This window comes from Psychrobacter immobilis, from assembly GCF_904846285.1.
GTDB classification, from domain to species: Bacteria; Pseudomonadota; Gammaproteobacteria; order Pseudomonadales; family Moraxellaceae; genus Psychrobacter; species Psychrobacter immobilis_D.
Genome location: NZ_CAJHAD010000016.1, coordinates 1 through 15,777, shown reverse-complemented (window position 1 = coordinate 15,777; position 15,777 = coordinate 1). Strand labels below are relative to the sequence as shown.

Here is a 15,777-nt window from a genome sequence, read left to right as displayed (position 1 = left end):
TATGGCCATCGATAATAACAACCCTTTAGAACAACAGAATAACCCCGAACCGAATGGCTCAAATAGCGAAGCTAGTACGCGCCGCCGTAAAAAACCGCGCCGTGATGGTAAAGGCAGTAATACCCAAAGCAATAAGACGTCTAAGACGAGCTTGAGTAAAAATAAAACGCGTCGCGGTGGTAAAGATGCGAGTCAAGACAGCCATGCATTGGCCACGCAAGCAATGGATCCTAATCTAAATAATTTAGACATAGGTGATGCTGAAGATAATGCAGCAGCAGAAGCTGAAGGTGGCATCAAAGCCATTGGCGATCAGCGTATCATTCCTTTCATGAAGATAGAAAAGCCAATGGCAATTCTATCTATCATTTTGGTCATTGGTAGTATTATCGCGATTGCCATCAATGGTCTAAACCTAGGTCTTGATTTCACCGGCGGGGTTTCAGCCGATGTGCGTTATGAGAATCCTGCTGAGCAAGTCGAAGTGGTCAAAGCCTTGGCTGATAATGGCTTTGATGATGCCGTTGTGCAATATCTAGGCACGCGTCAAGAGCTACTAATACGCTTACCACCCCAATCTGATAACGTTGATGGCTTGAACGCTAGTCTGAGTGAAGCATTAAAACTTCCTAATAATAATGTTGAAATCAGTAACGTTAATATCATCGGTAGTCAAGTTGGTAATGAGATCTATCTAAGCTCAGTCATGTCGATTGTATTAGCATTGGCATGTATGCTTGGATACGTCGCCTTGCGCTTCCAATTCAAACTGGCGATTGGTGCGGTATTGTCACTATTTCACGATGCTATCGTAACCATCGGTGTCTTTGCTTTATTTGGCTTCCCATTTGACTTGACAGTACTAGCAGCCATCTTGGCATTGATTGGTTATTCATTGAACGATACCATCGTCGTCTATGACCGTATCCGTGAAAACTTCCGCCGTGTCCGTGGTATTACTGCGCGTCAAACGATTGATTTGTCATTGACAGAGACGCTACGCCGTACGATTATGACCATCTCAACGGTACTGTTGGTTGTGCTCGCGATGCTATTCTTAGGCGGTGATGGCTTATTCTGGTTCTCGGCTGCGCTGTTTATTGGTCTACTTGCTGGTACTTACTCATCTACCTATATCGCAAGCTCTATTCCTCTAGCAATGGGTCTGTCACGTGATGACTTTATCGTTAAAGTAAAACCTGAGTTTGAAGAAGAAATCGTGACCTTTAATGATCCAAAAATGTTTGAGCAAGACTGATGCTTATATCAAAGCCAATAATTAGACTTTTTAGTTATTAAGTTGGTAAATGTTATTACGATAAAAGCACCTAAACTCTAGGTGCTTTTGTCTTTGTGCTATTTTCATTTATATTTTAATATCATCTGATAAGTACTTAGAAATCTTTTCTGCCTTGTTATTATATAAGCGACTGTGTTATGCCATCTACCTTGCCGCCAACTGTTATGCCACCGATTGATACTCGCTATACGCGCATCATTGCGATTGCACTGCCGGTATTATTGGCTAACCTTGCGATGCCGCTACAAAGCGTCATTGATACTGCGATTGTCGGTAATATGAATGACACTGCGAAGCTTGCTGGGATGGGCTTAGCCATACAACTACTGTCTTTGATACTGGTCAGCTTTAACTTCTTGCAATATGCGTCATCTGGTCTGTCTGCACAAGCACTGGGTCAACTCGCTAATAAAAACACTTCTAGCAATGCCTCATTAAATCCCTCTAAGCAAAATCAATCACCCTTGCTATCAATTTTACAACGTGCTTTGTTACTCGCTTTTATGATTGGCACAGTTTTGCTTATCGCAAAACCTTGGCTGATTGATTTTGGCTTGCAAGCGCTTTCTGCCAATCCTGACAGTGGCAGCGCGGCAAAGACTTATTTAGATGTACGTTTCTGGGGTATCATCGCTGAGCTGATGAACTTTGCATTTATCGGCTGGTTTGCCGGTCAAGGCAAGACCCGCTATATGCTTTATCAGCAAGGTTTTATCGCTATGCTTAATATCATACTAACCTTATTTTTTGTTTACGTGATGCAAATGGGCTTGGTTGGAGTGGCGTTAGGAACGACGATTGCCTTTTGGCTTGGCGTGGTATTGGCATTATGGCTGAGCCGTCGACATCTACAAATCTCTTGGCGCGCGTTATTTACAGCTAATAAAGAACACTTTAGCAAAGATAAAATGCTTAGGCTATTTTCATTAAATAAAGACATTTTTATACGTACGCTTATTTTAACGATAAGCTTTGCTTGGATTACCCGTCTTTCTGCCCAAAGCGGCGATGTCATACTGGCCGCTAACGCCATCTTATTGCAGGTATTGAGTATCTCAGCCTTTGCCCTTGATGGCGTGGCGGTATCTGCAGAAACCTTAAGCGGACAAGCTGCTGGACGACGTGACTGGCCGCGGTTCCGTATTATCGTCAAACGTACAGGCGTTGTCAGTTACGGACTTGCCTTGATGCTAAGTGCGATATGGTGGCTTGGCATGCCGACTTATTTGCAATTTATGACCAATATCGAACCAGTCTTTGCGCTTGCTTATGACTATCACCTTTATGCCGTACTTCTCCCCCTTGTAGGCGTTGGCGCTTATTGGTTAGATGGGATATTCTTTGGTTTAACGGCAGGTAGTGTCATTCGTAATGCCGCACTGATATTAGCGATTATATTTTTCCCTTTAAGTTGGCTACTGTATCAACAATGGGATATGACCGGCATCTGGCTGAGCGTTTGGTGCTTATTATTATTAAGATTGATTATTCTTAGCGGATTTTTATACCACGCTCATCAAACAGGCAGCTATGAAAAATTGCAGCCTGAATCTTAATTATTAAAGTAATTAGCTGAAATCATGCTTGTATGATGGATTTAGAAAAAAAGACAAGAGACAAAAAAAACGACAAATTAAAGTAAGAAAAAATTAGGATGTCACGTGAATACTCAATTAAATGAGATAAATCAAAACCAAGCCTACCATTACGATTGGGCGGAAGGTTTTAAGAAAAGCTTGCCGGTCGCTATGGGTTATTTACCTGCAGGGATTGCCTTTGGCGTGCTCGCACAAGTGGCTGGTGTGCCAGTGTGGGCCACTATCATGCTAAGTGTGGTCTTATATGCAGGTGCAGCGCAATATGCTTGTCTGCCGATGCTGAGTGCTGGATTACCGATTGGTAATATCGCAACCAATATTGCTGCCATTAATTTACGTCATGTTTTTTATGGTATGCCATTATTACAATATCTGCCAAAGAATAAAATAGCCAAGACTTATTGTTTATTCGCCTTAACGGACGAAACTTTTTCAGTGATGACCAGTTTGCCAAACGAGTCGCGACAATCATTGATACTGCCGATTAGTTTGTTTAATCAAATCTGGTGGGTATTAGCTGGTACGATTGGCGTGATGATTGGCAGCACACTAAGTGATTTGATACCGCATTTGGATTTCGCTTTGGTATGTTTATTTGCCATTTTAGCTTATGAGCAATTCCAAAGTATCAAACGTTATTTCCCGATTGGTATTGCGGTTATTGCCTTAGTGATTGCCTCATTTTTTACCAGTAATTGGTTGTTATTAGTAGCGATTACGATTTGTATGCTGATGATTTTGGCCCGTGGTTTTTGGGTGCAGCGTAGTGGTCACAGGGCAGAAGGAGGCAGCAATGAGCAGTAGTTATCTGATTTTCGCAACGCTTGCGATAGCCGCAGTGACCTTTATTACCCGCGCTCTTCCCGCTTTAATACCCAAAAAGCTACTGGATACGCCTTGGCTGCATCGATTGAATGAAAGCTTGCCGCTGTCTGTGATGGTATTGCTCATATTAACCAGTCTTTCTTATCAAGGTTTGTCACAAAGTACTGGTATCAATAGCGCAGAAGTACATTTATTAATGGCACAAATAGGCGCCTTATTATCAGTATTAGTTGTCTATCATCTTAGCCGTCAGTTATTGGTCAGTATGATCGTCGGTATCGCTGCGATTAATGGTTTTTTGTGGTTATTTACCCATTTCTTAGGCTGATTAAAGGTTTATTGTATACAGTAGATTAAATTTCAAAAAGATACAGCGCGACTGGGATGAATTTTTCGTAGCCTCTGTGATAACAGCAAGCGAGTAAAATTTATACCAGTCGCATGTGGCTGTTAATTCATCAATTTTATTTCACACTGACTATATTTATTTTTGCCCATAAAAAAGGCTGTAATCTCAATGATTGCAGCCTTTCTATTTTGCCATTACTTTATTTTAAGATATTTCGTCTCTTACAGCTCTTCTACGCCCATCATATCGACTGGGGTATCAGCCACGATTTGTACGCCTTTTTTACCAGTCTTGGCAGTGTCATTACGTTGCTCTTGCAAATGCTCAAGATAGGCTTCGTTGATTTGTCCGGTAATGTAGCAGCCATTAAATACCGCACAATCAAAACCTTCAACCTTGCTATGCTTAGTATCTTTGACAGCTTCAATCAAATCGTCCAAATCTTGGAAGATTAAGCGGTCAGCACCGATAATCTCACGCACTTCTTCAACGCTATGACCTGAGGCGATTAGCTCGCTACGCACTGGCATATCGATACCATAGACGTTTGGATATTTAACTGGCGGCGCAGCACTGGCAAAGAATACTTTACGGGCACCAGCATCACGTGCCATTTGGATAATTTCGTGACAGGTGGTACCGCGAACGATTGAATCATCAACCAAGAGAACGTTTTTGCCTTTAAACTCAAGTGGCACGGCGCTTAGCTTTTGGCGAACTGATTTTTTACGTTGCTGCTGACCTGGCATGATAAAGGTACGACCGATATAGCGGTTTTTCATAAACCCTTCACGGTACTTGATGTTCATCTTTAACGCCAGCTCCATCGCTGAAGTACGCGAGGTATCAGGGATCGGAATGACCACGTCGATATCATGGTCCTCACCCCATTCGGCAAGGATTTTATCGGCCAACTTTTCACCCATACGTAGGCGTGATTTATAAACAGAAATATTGTCCATAATAGAGTCTGGACGGGCAAAATACACATATTCAAAGATACAAGGCGTATATTCTTGTTGCTCGACGCACTGATGAGTATGTAGCTTATGGTCTAAATCAATAAAGATAGCTTCGCCCGGTTTAACATCACGCACAATACTAAAGCCTGAACCCGTCAACGCGACTGACTCTGAAGCGACCATATATTCTGTGCCGCCGTTAGCAGCCATGCGCTTACCGAAAATCAGCGGACGGATACCATTTGGATCACGGAAGGCCAGCAAACCATGACCAGTAATCAGAGCAACCACGCCATAAGCGCCTTCAATGCGCCCATAAACCGCTGTCACTGCTTCAAAGATATCCGCAGGCGTTGGATTGGTTTTATCCAAATTTTGCATCTCATGCGCAAGGACATTTAGCAACACTTCAGAGTCTGAATCGGTATTTAAATGGCGGCGATCTTCTTGATATAAAGACTTAGCCAAGCTCTCAGCATTGGTCAAATTACCATTATGTGCAAGCGTAATACCATAAGGCGAGTTGACATAAAAAGGCTGTGCCTCGGCACTACTTGAGGTGCCAGCAGTTGGATAACGGACGTGACCGATACCAAACTTACCCACCAGCTTTAGCATATGACGGTTCATAAACACGTCACGTACCATGCCATTTTCTTTACGTAAATAAAGACGACCGTCCTGTAAAGTCACAATACCTGCCGCATCTTGCCCGCGATGCTGCAACATGGTTAAGGCATCATAAAGAATTTGGTTGACTGGCTCATGAGCTGCGACCCCAACGACTCCACACATAGTTGTATCCTATTTTGTACCACACATTGATAACACAATAACGGCTGACAAGGTTGTCTTGAATTTTCGCCTATCATTTGCCGCAAAGCTGATGATCTTGCTGAGAATAACGTCTCACGGACAATAGATAAGGACAATTATCCATAAGACAAGTTGATGATGATAAATAGAGGTGTATTTTACGAATATTAAAGAGGATTGAATAGCTTTTTTTGAGCGCTTATCACGCATATCAAGCTTAAGACTGATTGACCTGATCCCATGCCAAGCCAAACATATCTGAGACCAACTCTTTACCCATAGGGGCATAAGGCAGTAATTCAGGCGCAAGCACCGAAGTTTCCCATTGCGGCATTTGCACCAATAATGGCGCGCTGACGCTAAGCACCACCAAAACCATAAGCACATTTTTTGCCGCGCCAAGTACCCCGCCCCCCATTTTATCAAGGACGCCAAGACGTAAGGTTTTAAGTACCCCAGAAAACACAAACGCAACCAGATGCATAATGGCTAAGATAGCAATTACAATCACTAAAAACGCCAGCGCCATTTGCAAGACAGGATTCTCTACCATACTTGATAATTGCGGTGCGACCGAACCTGCTAAACGCGTGGCAGCAATAAGTGCGACAAACCAACCGACCAAACCGACAGCTGTCTTAATTAGACCTACCTGAAAACCCCGCCATAAGCCAATCAGGACAACCACAGCAATCACAATGTCTAAACCACTCATGTTTATCGCCTCATTTGCATCTTATATGGTGTACTTCAGTAAAGTTAAAAAGCTTACCATTGTGAAAGTCGTTAAAAGTCTTAACCATCCATCGCATCGTAATAGCCGCCGATAGATTGAATGCAAGACTGTACCAGTCCAGGCCCTTTATAGATAAGCCCGGAATAAAGCTGCACCAAATCTGCACCTGCTTCGATTTTTTTGACCGCTTTGTCACCGCTATCGATACCGCCAACGCCAATCAACGCTACCTTACCACCCAGCTGATCGGAGAATTGTTGTAAAATCTGGGTGCTAATGTGGCTGACAGGACGACCTGATAAACCGCCTGCTTGGTTACCATCGGGCAAGTCTTCAACACCCACGCGGCTCAAAGTGGTATTTGTGGCAATCAAACCATCAATCTCAAAGTCCAGCAACTGCTGGGAGATATAATCAACTTGTAACGGCTCTAAATCGGGAGCGACTTTTAATACCAATGGTACATAAAAGCCATATTCGGTTGCCAATTGATTGTGGCGGTTTTTAATGGTATCTAATAATTGGGTTAACGCTTCACCACTTTGTAAGTCGCGCAAATTCTTGGTATTCGGAGAAGAGATATTTACGGTAATATAAGAAGCATGCGGATAAACGCGCTCTAAGCAATAGACATAATCATCAGCTGCATTTTCAACCGGTGTCGCCGCATTTTTACCGATATTAATGCCAATATTGCCTTTGTATTTACAGCGTTTTACATTTTCAATCAGATAATCAACACCTTCATTATTAAAGCCCATCCGGTTAATAATAGCATCGGCTTGCTTGATTCTAAATAGTCTTGGTCTGTCATTACCGGCTTGCGGCTTTGGCGTAACGGTACCCACTTCAATAAAACCAAAACCCAACTCTGCTAACGCATCAATATAGTCACCGTTTTTGTCCAAGCCGGCGGCAAGCCCAACAGGATTGGCAAACTGCAAACCCATACAATCGGTTGGCTGCATTGACTGACCATATACTAAGCCTAACACACGCGCTTTATGAGCTTTATCTAATAAAGATAAAGTCATCTCATGCGCGTGCTCAGGGTCCATATTAAACAAAAAAGGGCGAAGTAAGGCGTAAGACATAGTAATGACAGACCCTGCTTGAAAAGAAATGATAAATAAGAAAAACGAATGAGGTCAAGCGCTGCGATTATATCAGCTTAACTGAAATAAGACCAAAGTTTCATAGGACAAATTGCGCTATATCCTGCGAATAAATAATCGTTAACGCTGTCAATTGACTTACTTAATAAGCCAATATCAGACAGCATTATTTATTCGTATTTGCTGCTTATTGATATTCTTGTTTTTATATTAGGGAACTGGGCGTCCATCAGTGAGCGCAATCCAACCACGTACAATACGGTACAGATGCCAAATAAAAGTAAAGCCCATAATAATAAAACCCAAACTGGCCAACAATACTGAGCCGATGGCAATATTATTGGTTTCAGCGAGCATGCTTACGCCAAAACCACCTAAGGCAAATGTGATGATAAGCACACCAACAACAAACAGGAAGATGCTATACCAAAAGGTCTTAATCTGCCAATCAAAATGGGTAGCAAGCCAAGTACCATCAGCATCATGGCGTTTGGCATAATTCATAAAAATAGGCACAATCCACAGCAGTCCCGCGGTAAAATAGCTGAGCACATAGAGCAGATACGTGATGTGATTATAGGTAATCAAAGAACGGCGCTTATTATCACTCATAGTATTATTGGTATTGTTAATCATACTGTCACTCGTTATATTCTGTGGCTAATAGCTATATTATTGTGGCAAATAAGCAAGGTTTCAATGCGGCAAACTTTAAACCATCAACATGGTTAAATATGTTCCAACATAATTGAGTACAAATATTAAGAAGTCACGGTCGCCTGTACTTGAATTGCTTTAGTGACCGAATCTTGCTGCATAGACAGTTGAGTAAATTGCCAACCTTGCTGTTCAAGCTTACCGAGTGCGCCACTAACCACGGCTTGGCTTGGATGAGCAAAGCTCAGTTGCACCGCATCGCCAGCCGCAATGACCTGCGCATCGGCAATCCCTGAATTATTTAATAGCGCACTGATACTACTAGCCGGCGGCATGGCATCTACGCCATTTGCAATACTAGCAGCATTTAACGCATTGCTATCAATGTTACCAGCTTGGGCACGTAACCAAAAATAATCAGCGACCTGCTCTTGATACTCATTTTTGCTCGCATTTGCTGCTTGATGGACACTATAGCCGCCATAGCCACCGATAAATAATAGCAAGAATGCCGATAATAACATCAAGGCTAATTGGTCACGCGCAGACAATGCCTGCCAACGTGTCGTTAGGATACTTTGATAGCTACTCATCCGCGTTGATAACGCACTGCTTCGAGGGTCAGTCACAATAGTGCTGCGTTTGGCGAGGCGCTGTAATCTTTTCATGGTTACCCTTTATTGCTAACGCTGCTATTGTTTTCTACCACATCAACGGTCACTTGACCACTAAACTGCCCTTGCTCATTGCCGTTCACTTGTTCTAATTTGGCGTTTAAGCCTTGAGAAACTAGCGTATTGGTAAATTGATCAAGACTGCCGCGGTCTGGTGCAATCAACGTAAAGCTAAGCGCAGTTGGCTGCATGACTAGAGCTTGTGCGCGTAATGACGACTGTTTAATCAACGGTGATATACGTGATAATACGGCTATGTGAGAGTTAGGCGCTTGGCTGTCACTACGCAGTTTTGGTTGCAACTGCACTTGTAGCTTTGTGCGCGTACTAAGCGGCTCATTTGGAAACCAAGACTGATACTGAGTGGCAATCTCGGTTTTGGTCGCCGCTGTCGCCGCCTTATACTGATACCATTGCACTCCATCGGTCGCCATCTGTAATACCAATGCTGACAGCGCGACCATCATCGCCACCCGCAGATACGGTGATAATTGCGAATCTGTTGATTTAATAAAAAAGTTCAGCGCATGGCGTTCAGGAATTTCAAGCGGTTTAGGAGTAACGGGAAGCGTAGTTAATAATAATTGATGCTCGGCAATCATTGCCGCCGTTTGAGTAAAGGCGTTGGCGGTAGTTTCATGCTTTGTTAAATCAATATCATCACCAAGTGCTGGCTCATTAGTAAAATTTTCAGCAAGACCATTATGAGAAGCGTGATTAGAATCATCAAAGGCACTATCAATGGCTGGTAATAGCAGCACTTCACTTAAATGCGGAAAACGCTCAAATATTAAAGGCAAGTAACTGACTGCCATGCCTTGATGTAAGGATTGGCGCAGCAGCATCGTTTGTTTGTCTTGGTACAATACAAACAAACGATGCTGCCCTGCGCCCTCTTCTGGCGTTGGCAGTAATAAAAAATCAGGCAGTAACGCTACGATGTTCATGCCAACAAGCTTAGCGCTTTGCTGCCATGATTCGATATCGCTTTGAGCCAAAGCATAAAAATGATGACTGCTATTCTCAGTCATTTGGCGAATGGCTAACTGTTCAACTGGTGTCAGAGAAGTTTCTTCAAATAAATACTGCTTACCGCTCATACCTAATTGTTTGAGCTGAGCCGTATTTAGCTCAGAATCTACTTGTAAGACATGGCTTGAGGGGAAATACAGGCAAACCGATTTTTGACTATTGGTTTTATAGCTACCATAGATGTCATGTAGCTGTTGCCAGCTGTCAATCAATTGCCATTGCTTTATGTCTTCATGCCAGACCGCTAGAGGACTGTGCTGCGCTCTTAACCAAACATGTAACACCAAATGTGTCCTTAATTATCAAAGCTGCTGTTTAAAGTCATTGCTTATTGAAGCTGTCATTTATTAAAGCGGCGGTCTAGCAAAAATATATAGGGTTTTACGAGCGTTTTTATTATTGTTACTGATAAGGTTGTTCTGGGACAAAACGGTCTATCTCGGTTGCCATACCCGCCAGCACAAAATCCATCTCAAACACACGCGCTTCTGCTAAAGAGAAGGATTCAGGGTAATCACCCGTTAGTAGGCCAGCGATATGAGCAACGATAGACATATGACAGACGACCACCAGACACTCTGCTTCAATATTACCAATATCTATCAGCGCCTGACGAGCATCGTCAGAAGGCGTGATATTCTCTTGTATTTGTGATGGCACGTTAGGTGCACGTAACTGTAGTGCTGCCAGTGTCTGCTGCGCTCTCTTATAAGGACTCACGACAAAACAATCAGGTTGATAATGAGTGGTAATATACTTTGCTGTTTGCGCCGCTTGCTGCTGACCAAAATCAGTCAACTGACGCGCACTGTCTGGGCGCGTCTCATCTTCTGCTTGACCATGACGTACTAAGATAATTTTCATAATCTTAACTACCTTGTTTATTACTTTTATCTGACTAATTTGATAATAATAAGCTTGTGACGATGAAACTATTTTAGTACTAAAACATCTGTCTTCTACCCTATTACTGATTAAGCATCATTAATTAACCATTACTTATTATTGTCATCATCTTTTTTATGCTTAGCTTTGCTTGCCGTTTGCATTTGCGCCGTTAGTGCAGCATTGCTATGATCATGCTCCATGACAAACTCAACATCACTACGGAATCCCGCCTCCATAAGATGTAAGGCGACGCCAAGCGCGGCTTTATCTTCATAAATGACCGCATGCAGAGCATGGGTAATCGGCATATAGATGCCTTCTTTGGTGGCTTTTTCATGAACCTGCTGAATAGTATTCACGCCTTCTGCGGTTTGACCCAGTTTTTTGACCGCAGCATCGATAGTCATACCGCGACCGATCATGTTACCAATACGATAGTTACGACTCAGCTCTGAGCTACAAGTAGCATATAAATCACCGACGCCCGACAGACCTAAAAAGGTCAGCGGATTGGCACCAGCATGCACGCCAAAACGGCTCATTTCCGCTAAACCGCGAGTCAATATCATGGCTTTGGTATTTTCGCCAACTTCATAAGCTGCCGCCATACCCATGGCAATGGCATAAATGTTTTTCAGCGCGCCACCAAGCTCAACACCGCGAACATCATCACTGGCAAACACTCTAAAGAAAGCACTATGTAATGCTGCTTGTACCGCATGGCGTAGTGGCTCAGAGTCACTGGCAATGACCGTAGCAGACGGCATATTTTTCATGATCTCAATGGCGAGATTTGGCCCTGACATCACGCCAAAATTTACTTCCGGCAGCTCATCTTTAATAATATCACTCATCAAAGCAAAGGTATCTTTTTCCATACCCTTGGTTAAAGAGACAATAGATTGCCCGCTAATAAAGGGCGCGATGCTTTTAAGGGTTTCGCGAAACGCGAGGCCTGGGACAGCGATAAAAATAATATCGGTATCTTTGACCGCCGCTTGTAAATCGTGGCTGTATTTGAGGCGATCATCAAGCTTATAACCGGGCAGATATTTTTTATTGGTCTGCGTCTTTGACATAGCCTTAACAGTACGTTTATTGCGTACCCACAGCGTGGTATCACAGCCATTGCGGGCAGCCAGGTTTGCCATGGCCGTACCAAAGCTACCGCCACCTAAAAATGCCAAACGCAATTTGGTTGGATTGTTATGGATTTCTGCCATATTTTTTGCCACCGCAGATTCAACCGCGCTAGGATTTAACTTCTTACGTCCAAGCCCAGATTTGGTGGCACGCTCAATGATACCGGATAGCAAACTGTTTTGTTTTTCAGCCCCTTTGTCATCTGTTTGACTGTCCTCTATATTTGCATCTGTCTTTTTATCATTAGCGCTGGTCATATTATTTTATCCGTATTGACTGACTGAATTATGATTAGAATTTGTGCTGAGTATACAGTGAGATTGACGGTATGTTTCAACAATTATTGATATAGAACCGTTATTTTATTGAAATAACGTGACCAGTTTGGTCATTGTTTTGCTTTGCTGTGTCGCGTTATGACAGCCATTACCTTATTGAAACATCGCCGTAATCATAGACCTGTCTCGACGCTATGACTCAAAACGCAGTAATGGCTCAATACCAATCGGCTTGCGCGTTGGCATATCGCAAGGACTGCTGCCAGTATAAACAAAAGCCGTGACATAATCATCTGCGCCAACGTCAAAATAGGCTTTGACGGCAGGCTCATTAGCCAATAATCCCGTACGCCAAACCGTACTAAAGCCCTGAGCTTGTAGTGCCAAAATAAGGTTTTGCACTGCTGCACCTGCACTGAGCATTTGCTCAAAAGGTGGCACTTTTTTATGCACTTGCATGTGGGTGACGACTGTAATAATAACGGGCGCACGCAGCGGCATATTGTAGGTTTTCTTGCGTGATTTCTCAGACAGCTCTTCGCCCTCTTGCGCCGCTTGTGCTTCAGCAGCGGCTAAAAAAGCACGGCCCAAGTCATGACGGGCATTACCTTGAGTGACGATAAAGCGCCACGGACGCAGTTTTTTATGATCAGGCGCGGTAACCGCACAATCAATAGCTGCTCTAATCTGGCTTTCTGTCGGTGCCGGAATGCTCAAATTGCCGATACTACGTCTTGATTTAATCCAGTTAATCAGTTGCTCATCGGTTACTTGCGCGTTTGCCCCTCTCGGGCTTTCGGCTTGATTTTCTTCACTATCACTGTTCAGTTCGTTGCTATTATCCATATTATCTTCAGAACTATTCATATTTTATCCTTATTTATTATTATGCAAATGCATTAGCGATATGCCTTACGCCGCTTCTGAGCCTTCGATGCGATGATCCATGCGCAAATAATCTTCTGACTGCATCTCAAGCAGGCGTGAACGTGTACGCTCAATCTCAAAGGCCAATTTTTGTCCTTGATAGAGCTCGAGAATTGGCTGCTCTGCTCTTACCAATAGTTTGACGCGGCGATCATAAAACTCATCAACCAGATAAATAAAACGGCGGGTGGGATCACGCAAATCATCATCCAAAGCGGGCACAGAATTGATTAACACTGTGCTAAATTCTTTGGCAATTTCGATAAAATCAGACGCTGAGCGTGGCTCCATACATAAATGACGGAAGTCACAAAATAAAATATCTTCAGTACGCGCATTGATTTTGATTTCGCGACCATTGATGGTAATAGGCGCGTTGCTGATTTTCTGATTGTTGGACAAACTGGCGAAACGGTTGGCAAGCCAGTGGTGATTGGCCTTAGTCAACGGCGATTCATATAACTCCGCTTGCTGTAAGACACGCAGACGATAATCAATGCCAGAGTCAATATTCATCACCGTGGTATGACGCTCAACTTCGGCGATAGCTGGCATAAAGCGATCACGGTGTAGACCATCTTTATAAAGTCCTGATGGTTCAATATTTGATGTTGCAACCAAGGTGACGCCGCGGTTAAATAGCATGGTGAACAAATCGCCCAAAATCATGGCGTCTGAGACGTTAGAGACAAAAAACTCATCAAAACAGATAATGACTGCTTCTGCATAAATGATATCCGCGACTTTTTCTAGCGGATCGCTCTGGCCTTGTAGATTATTTAGCTCTTGATGAACGCGCTGCATAAAGTGGTGAAAATGTTGGCGCATCTTACGCTCAATGGTCAAAGAGTCGTAAAACATATCCATCATCCATGTTTTACCGCGTCCTACTCCGCCCCACATATATAAGCCTTTGGGCGCAGCGGGTTTTGATTTTAGAAAGCTAAAAAAGCCTTTTTTTTGCGCCACGCTATCATTGAGCTGATGATACAAACCATCTAAATAGCTCATTGCCTGATATTGCTGCTCATCTCGAGTAAACTCATCAGTGCTGATGGCCTGCTCATAACGTTGCAAGGGAGATAAACTCATAATACGACTCATCATTAGACAAAATAAATATAAAAAACTAAAAGCATTGTTAGCTAAACGGGCTAACAAAATCTATTTTAGTGCGAATCTTTAGACCCAAAACTATGCTTTTCTAATAAACCTTTAAGCTCAGATAAACGTCCGTGAAAAAAGTGCCCAGCGCCATCAACGATACTAACCGGCAGTCCGAGACGCTCAGCAAACTCCTGCATGATAGCAGGCGCAACCACATTGTCTTCATTACCATATATCTCAAAGGTTTTCTCAATCGGTAAGCTCAAATCATCGGTGGCGTTTTTTTCGACTGAGGGTGCGATAAGAGCAACGTTTGCTATTTCAAAATCACTCAATCCCCAAATATGCGGCGATACCATAATTTGCTCAGCGACACGCGCTATCACATAACCACCAAAGGAGAAGCCACCTAGCCATAGCTTACGAGCGTTGGTCTGCTCTGCAATCCATTGTAGCACGGTCATCGCATCGACTACCTCCCCATCTGCGTAGTCGTGTTCGCCGGTTGACTGACCAACGCCGCGAAAGTTAAAACGTACCACATGCATGCCGTTATCACGAGCAAAACGATACATGGTCGTAACCACTTTATTGTTCATTGTGCCTTCAAATAACGGATTGGGATGGCAAAGTAGCGCCACTGTATCGGTATTCGTATCTTTAGGATTGTCTTGTTGCCATAGCGCGTCGACTTCGAGCACGCCAGCAGGAGCAGGAATCAGTTGCATAGAATTACTTACTAATTAAGAATGAATAGTCCAATTATCCTAGATATGGTTTATATTTCAAGTGATTTGCTGTGTACCTGCAACGTTGCACACAATAACCGCCTAGACACTCCTCGTCGCAATACGTTAGATTCATACAAGTTGTCGAGCAATATATTTAACTTATAGGAAAAAGGAAACCATTATGAATATTTTTAATAAAACCGCTACTTTAACAGCAACACTGGCTGCGGCTCTGGCTTTAAGTGCCTGTCAAAGCACGCCTTCTTCACCGGTGATTCAGCGCGCTAACTCGATTTATGAAACCACGGGTATCGCTGAGAGCAAAGTCAAAGCTCAGCAAAATGCGATAGACAGTGCGCAAAAAACCTGTGGAAGAAAACAAGTGATTATCGTTGATGACAAAGTAAAATATAACGGTATTTTAAATGAGCAAACGGGCCGTATGGTCGGACAAGCGGGCGCGGTCATCGGTTCGATATTTGGTACGGGCTCACCAGACTTATCACGTAAAGATGATTATGAGTATATGATTAATTTCCGTTGCCAATAAGACAGTTTATTATTTAGCTTTTAGCTTTTAGCTTTTAGCTTTTAGCTTTTAGCTTTTAGCTTTTAGCTTTTAGCTTTTAGCTTTTAGCT

The 15,777-nt window shown here is 43.1% G+C and carries 16 protein-coding genes; 5 read left to right on the top strand and 11 right to left on the bottom strand.

What is annotated here, in order from left to right; translation table 11 throughout:
• Window position 1: 1 nt before the first annotated feature.
• The 4 genes from secF (at window position 2) to JMX13_RS09825 (ending at window position 4,051) form a co-directional block, all read left to right on the top strand.
• On the top strand, window positions 2-1,258 hold the full coding sequence (gene secF / locus JMX13_RS09840) for a protein translocase subunit SecF (RefSeq protein WP_201612325.1): 1,257 nt from the start codon (window positions 2-4) through the stop codon (window positions 1,256-1,258).
• 179 nt (window positions 1,259-1,437) lie between these two features.
• Entirely contained in the window at window positions 1,438-2,856 is a 1,419-nt protein-coding gene (locus JMX13_RS09835) for an MATE family efflux transporter (protein ID WP_201612324.1), read from the top strand.
• Between the two features lie 105 nt (window positions 2,857-2,961).
• Window positions 2,962-3,702 carry an AzlC family ABC transporter permease gene (locus tag JMX13_RS09830; RefSeq protein WP_201612323.1) on the top strand — a complete coding sequence of 247 codons (741 nt, stop codon included), beginning with the start codon at window positions 2,962-2,964 and terminating at the stop codon, window positions 3,700-3,702.
• Window positions 3,692-4,051 (top strand): AzlD domain-containing protein, encoded by a 360-nt coding sequence (locus JMX13_RS09825; protein WP_201612322.1) that lies wholly within the window; start codon window positions 3,692-3,694, stop codon window positions 4,049-4,051. The genes JMX13_RS09830 and JMX13_RS09825 overlap by 11 nt, the downstream gene beginning before the upstream one ends.
• 242 nt (window positions 4,052-4,293) lie before the next feature.
• Here JMX13_RS09825 and purF read toward each other — a convergent pair whose 3' ends face one another.
• From purF to JMX13_RS09770, 11 genes are all read right to left on the bottom strand, one after another.
• Complete coding sequence (gene purF, locus JMX13_RS09820) at window positions 4,294-5,829, bottom strand: amidophosphoribosyltransferase (RefSeq protein ID WP_201612321.1); 1,536 nt, start codon at window positions 5,827-5,829, stop codon at window positions 4,294-4,296.
• A 238-nt stretch (window positions 5,830-6,067) separates the two neighbouring features.
• A complete protein-coding gene (locus tag JMX13_RS09815; protein ID WP_201612320.1) occupies window positions 6,068-6,565 on the bottom strand; it encodes a CvpA family protein in 498 nt (165 codons plus the stop codon).
• Window positions 6,566-6,645: 80 nt separating this feature from the next.
• Window positions 6,646-7,680, bottom strand: a complete 1,035-nt coding sequence (locus tag JMX13_RS09810) for a quinone-dependent dihydroorotate dehydrogenase (protein ID WP_201612319.1) — start codon at window positions 7,678-7,680, stop codon at window positions 6,646-6,648.
• 231 nt (window positions 7,681-7,911) lie between these two features.
• Window positions 7,912-8,337: a DUF4870 family protein gene (locus JMX13_RS09805; protein WP_201612318.1), complete on the bottom strand. Its 426-nt coding sequence runs from the start codon at window positions 8,335-8,337 to the stop codon at window positions 7,912-7,914.
• A 125-nt stretch (window positions 8,338-8,462) separates the two neighbouring features.
• Window positions 8,463-9,026 (bottom strand): type II secretion system protein GspM, encoded by a 564-nt coding sequence (gspM, locus tag JMX13_RS09800; protein ID WP_201612317.1) that lies wholly within the window; start codon window positions 9,024-9,026, stop codon window positions 8,463-8,465.
• A 2-nt stretch (window positions 9,027-9,028) separates the two neighbouring features.
• Window positions 9,029-10,348, bottom strand: a complete 1,320-nt coding sequence (gene gspL / locus JMX13_RS09795; protein WP_201612316.1) for a type II secretion system protein GspL — start codon at window positions 10,346-10,348, stop codon at window positions 9,029-9,031.
• A gap of 118 nt (window positions 10,349-10,466) precedes the next feature.
• A complete protein-coding gene (locus tag JMX13_RS09790) occupies window positions 10,467-10,928 on the bottom strand; it encodes a SixA phosphatase family protein (RefSeq protein WP_201612315.1) in 462 nt (153 codons plus the stop codon).
• A 131-nt stretch (window positions 10,929-11,059) separates the two neighbouring features.
• Window positions 11,060-12,352 carry an NAD(P)H-dependent glycerol-3-phosphate dehydrogenase gene (locus JMX13_RS09785; protein WP_201612314.1) on the bottom strand — a complete coding sequence of 431 codons (1,293 nt, stop codon included), beginning with the start codon at window positions 12,350-12,352 and terminating at the stop codon, window positions 11,060-11,062.
• Window positions 12,353-12,565: 213 nt separating this feature from the next.
• Entirely contained in the window at window positions 12,566-13,240 is a 675-nt protein-coding gene (locus JMX13_RS09780; RefSeq protein WP_201612313.1) for a nitroreductase, read from the bottom strand.
• Between the two features lie 45 nt (window positions 13,241-13,285).
• Window positions 13,286-14,392, bottom strand: a complete 1,107-nt coding sequence (gene zapE / locus JMX13_RS09775) for a cell division protein ZapE (protein WP_201612312.1) — start codon at window positions 14,390-14,392, stop codon at window positions 13,286-13,288.
• Between the two features lie 77 nt (window positions 14,393-14,469).
• On the bottom strand, window positions 14,470-15,135 hold the full coding sequence (locus JMX13_RS09770) for an alpha/beta hydrolase (protein WP_201612311.1): 666 nt from the start codon (window positions 15,133-15,135) through the stop codon (window positions 14,470-14,472).
• A gap of 184 nt (window positions 15,136-15,319) precedes the next feature.
• On the opposite strand from JMX13_RS09770, the gene JMX13_RS09765 reads away from it, so the two are divergent.
• Window positions 15,320-15,688, top strand: coding sequence for a hypothetical protein (locus JMX13_RS09765; RefSeq protein ID WP_201612310.1), 369 nt, complete (start codon window positions 15,320-15,322; stop codon window positions 15,686-15,688).
• Window positions 15,689-15,777: the final 89 nt, after the last annotated feature.

What these genes read in the sequence shown, in the direction of transcription:
- JMX13_RS09765 (WP_201612310.1), top strand. Translation starts at nt 15,320, where the DNA reads ATGAATATTTTTAATAAAACCGCTACTTTAACAGCAACACTGGCTGCG.
- secF (WP_201612325.1), top strand. Translation starts at nt 2, where the DNA reads ATGGCCATCGATAATAACAACCCTTTAGAACAACAGAATAACCCCGAA.
- gspM (WP_201612317.1), bottom strand. Translation starts at nt 9,026, where the DNA reads ATGAAAAGATTACAGCGCCTCGCCAAACGCAGCACTATTGTGACTGAC.
- purF (WP_201612321.1), bottom strand. Translation starts at nt 5,829, where the DNA reads ATGTGTGGAGTCGTTGGGGTCGCAGCTCATGAGCCAGTCAACCAAATT.
- JMX13_RS09805 (WP_201612318.1), bottom strand. Translation starts at nt 8,337, where the DNA reads ATGATTAACAATACCAATAATACTATGAGTGATAATAAGCGCCGTTCT.
- JMX13_RS09785 (WP_201612314.1), bottom strand. Translation starts at nt 12,352, where the DNA reads ATGACCAGCGCTAATGATAAAAAGACAGATGCAAATATAGAGGACAGT.
- JMX13_RS09770 (WP_201612311.1), bottom strand. Translation starts at nt 15,135, where the DNA reads ATGCAACTGATTCCTGCTCCTGCTGGCGTGCTCGAAGTCGACGCGCTA.
- JMX13_RS09790 (WP_201612315.1), bottom strand. Translation starts at nt 10,928, where the DNA reads ATGAAAATTATCTTAGTACGTCATGGTCAAGCAGAAGATGAGACGCGC.
- zapE (WP_201612312.1), bottom strand. Translation starts at nt 14,392, where the DNA reads ATGAGTTTATCTCCCTTGCAACGTTATGAGCAGGCCATCAGCACTGAT.
- JMX13_RS09835 (WP_201612324.1), top strand. Translation starts at nt 1,438, where the DNA reads ATGCCATCTACCTTGCCGCCAACTGTTATGCCACCGATTGATACTCGC.
- JMX13_RS09815 (WP_201612320.1), bottom strand. Translation starts at nt 6,565, where the DNA reads ATGAGTGGTTTAGACATTGTGATTGCTGTGGTTGTCCTGATTGGCTTA.
- JMX13_RS09780 (WP_201612313.1), bottom strand. Translation starts at nt 13,240, where the DNA reads ATGAATAGTTCTGAAGATAATATGGATAATAGCAACGAACTGAACAGT.
- JMX13_RS09810 (WP_201612319.1), bottom strand. Translation starts at nt 7,680, where the DNA reads ATGTCTTACGCCTTACTTCGCCCTTTTTTGTTTAATATGGACCCTGAG.
- JMX13_RS09825 (WP_201612322.1), top strand. Translation starts at nt 3,692, where the DNA reads ATGAGCAGTAGTTATCTGATTTTCGCAACGCTTGCGATAGCCGCAGTG.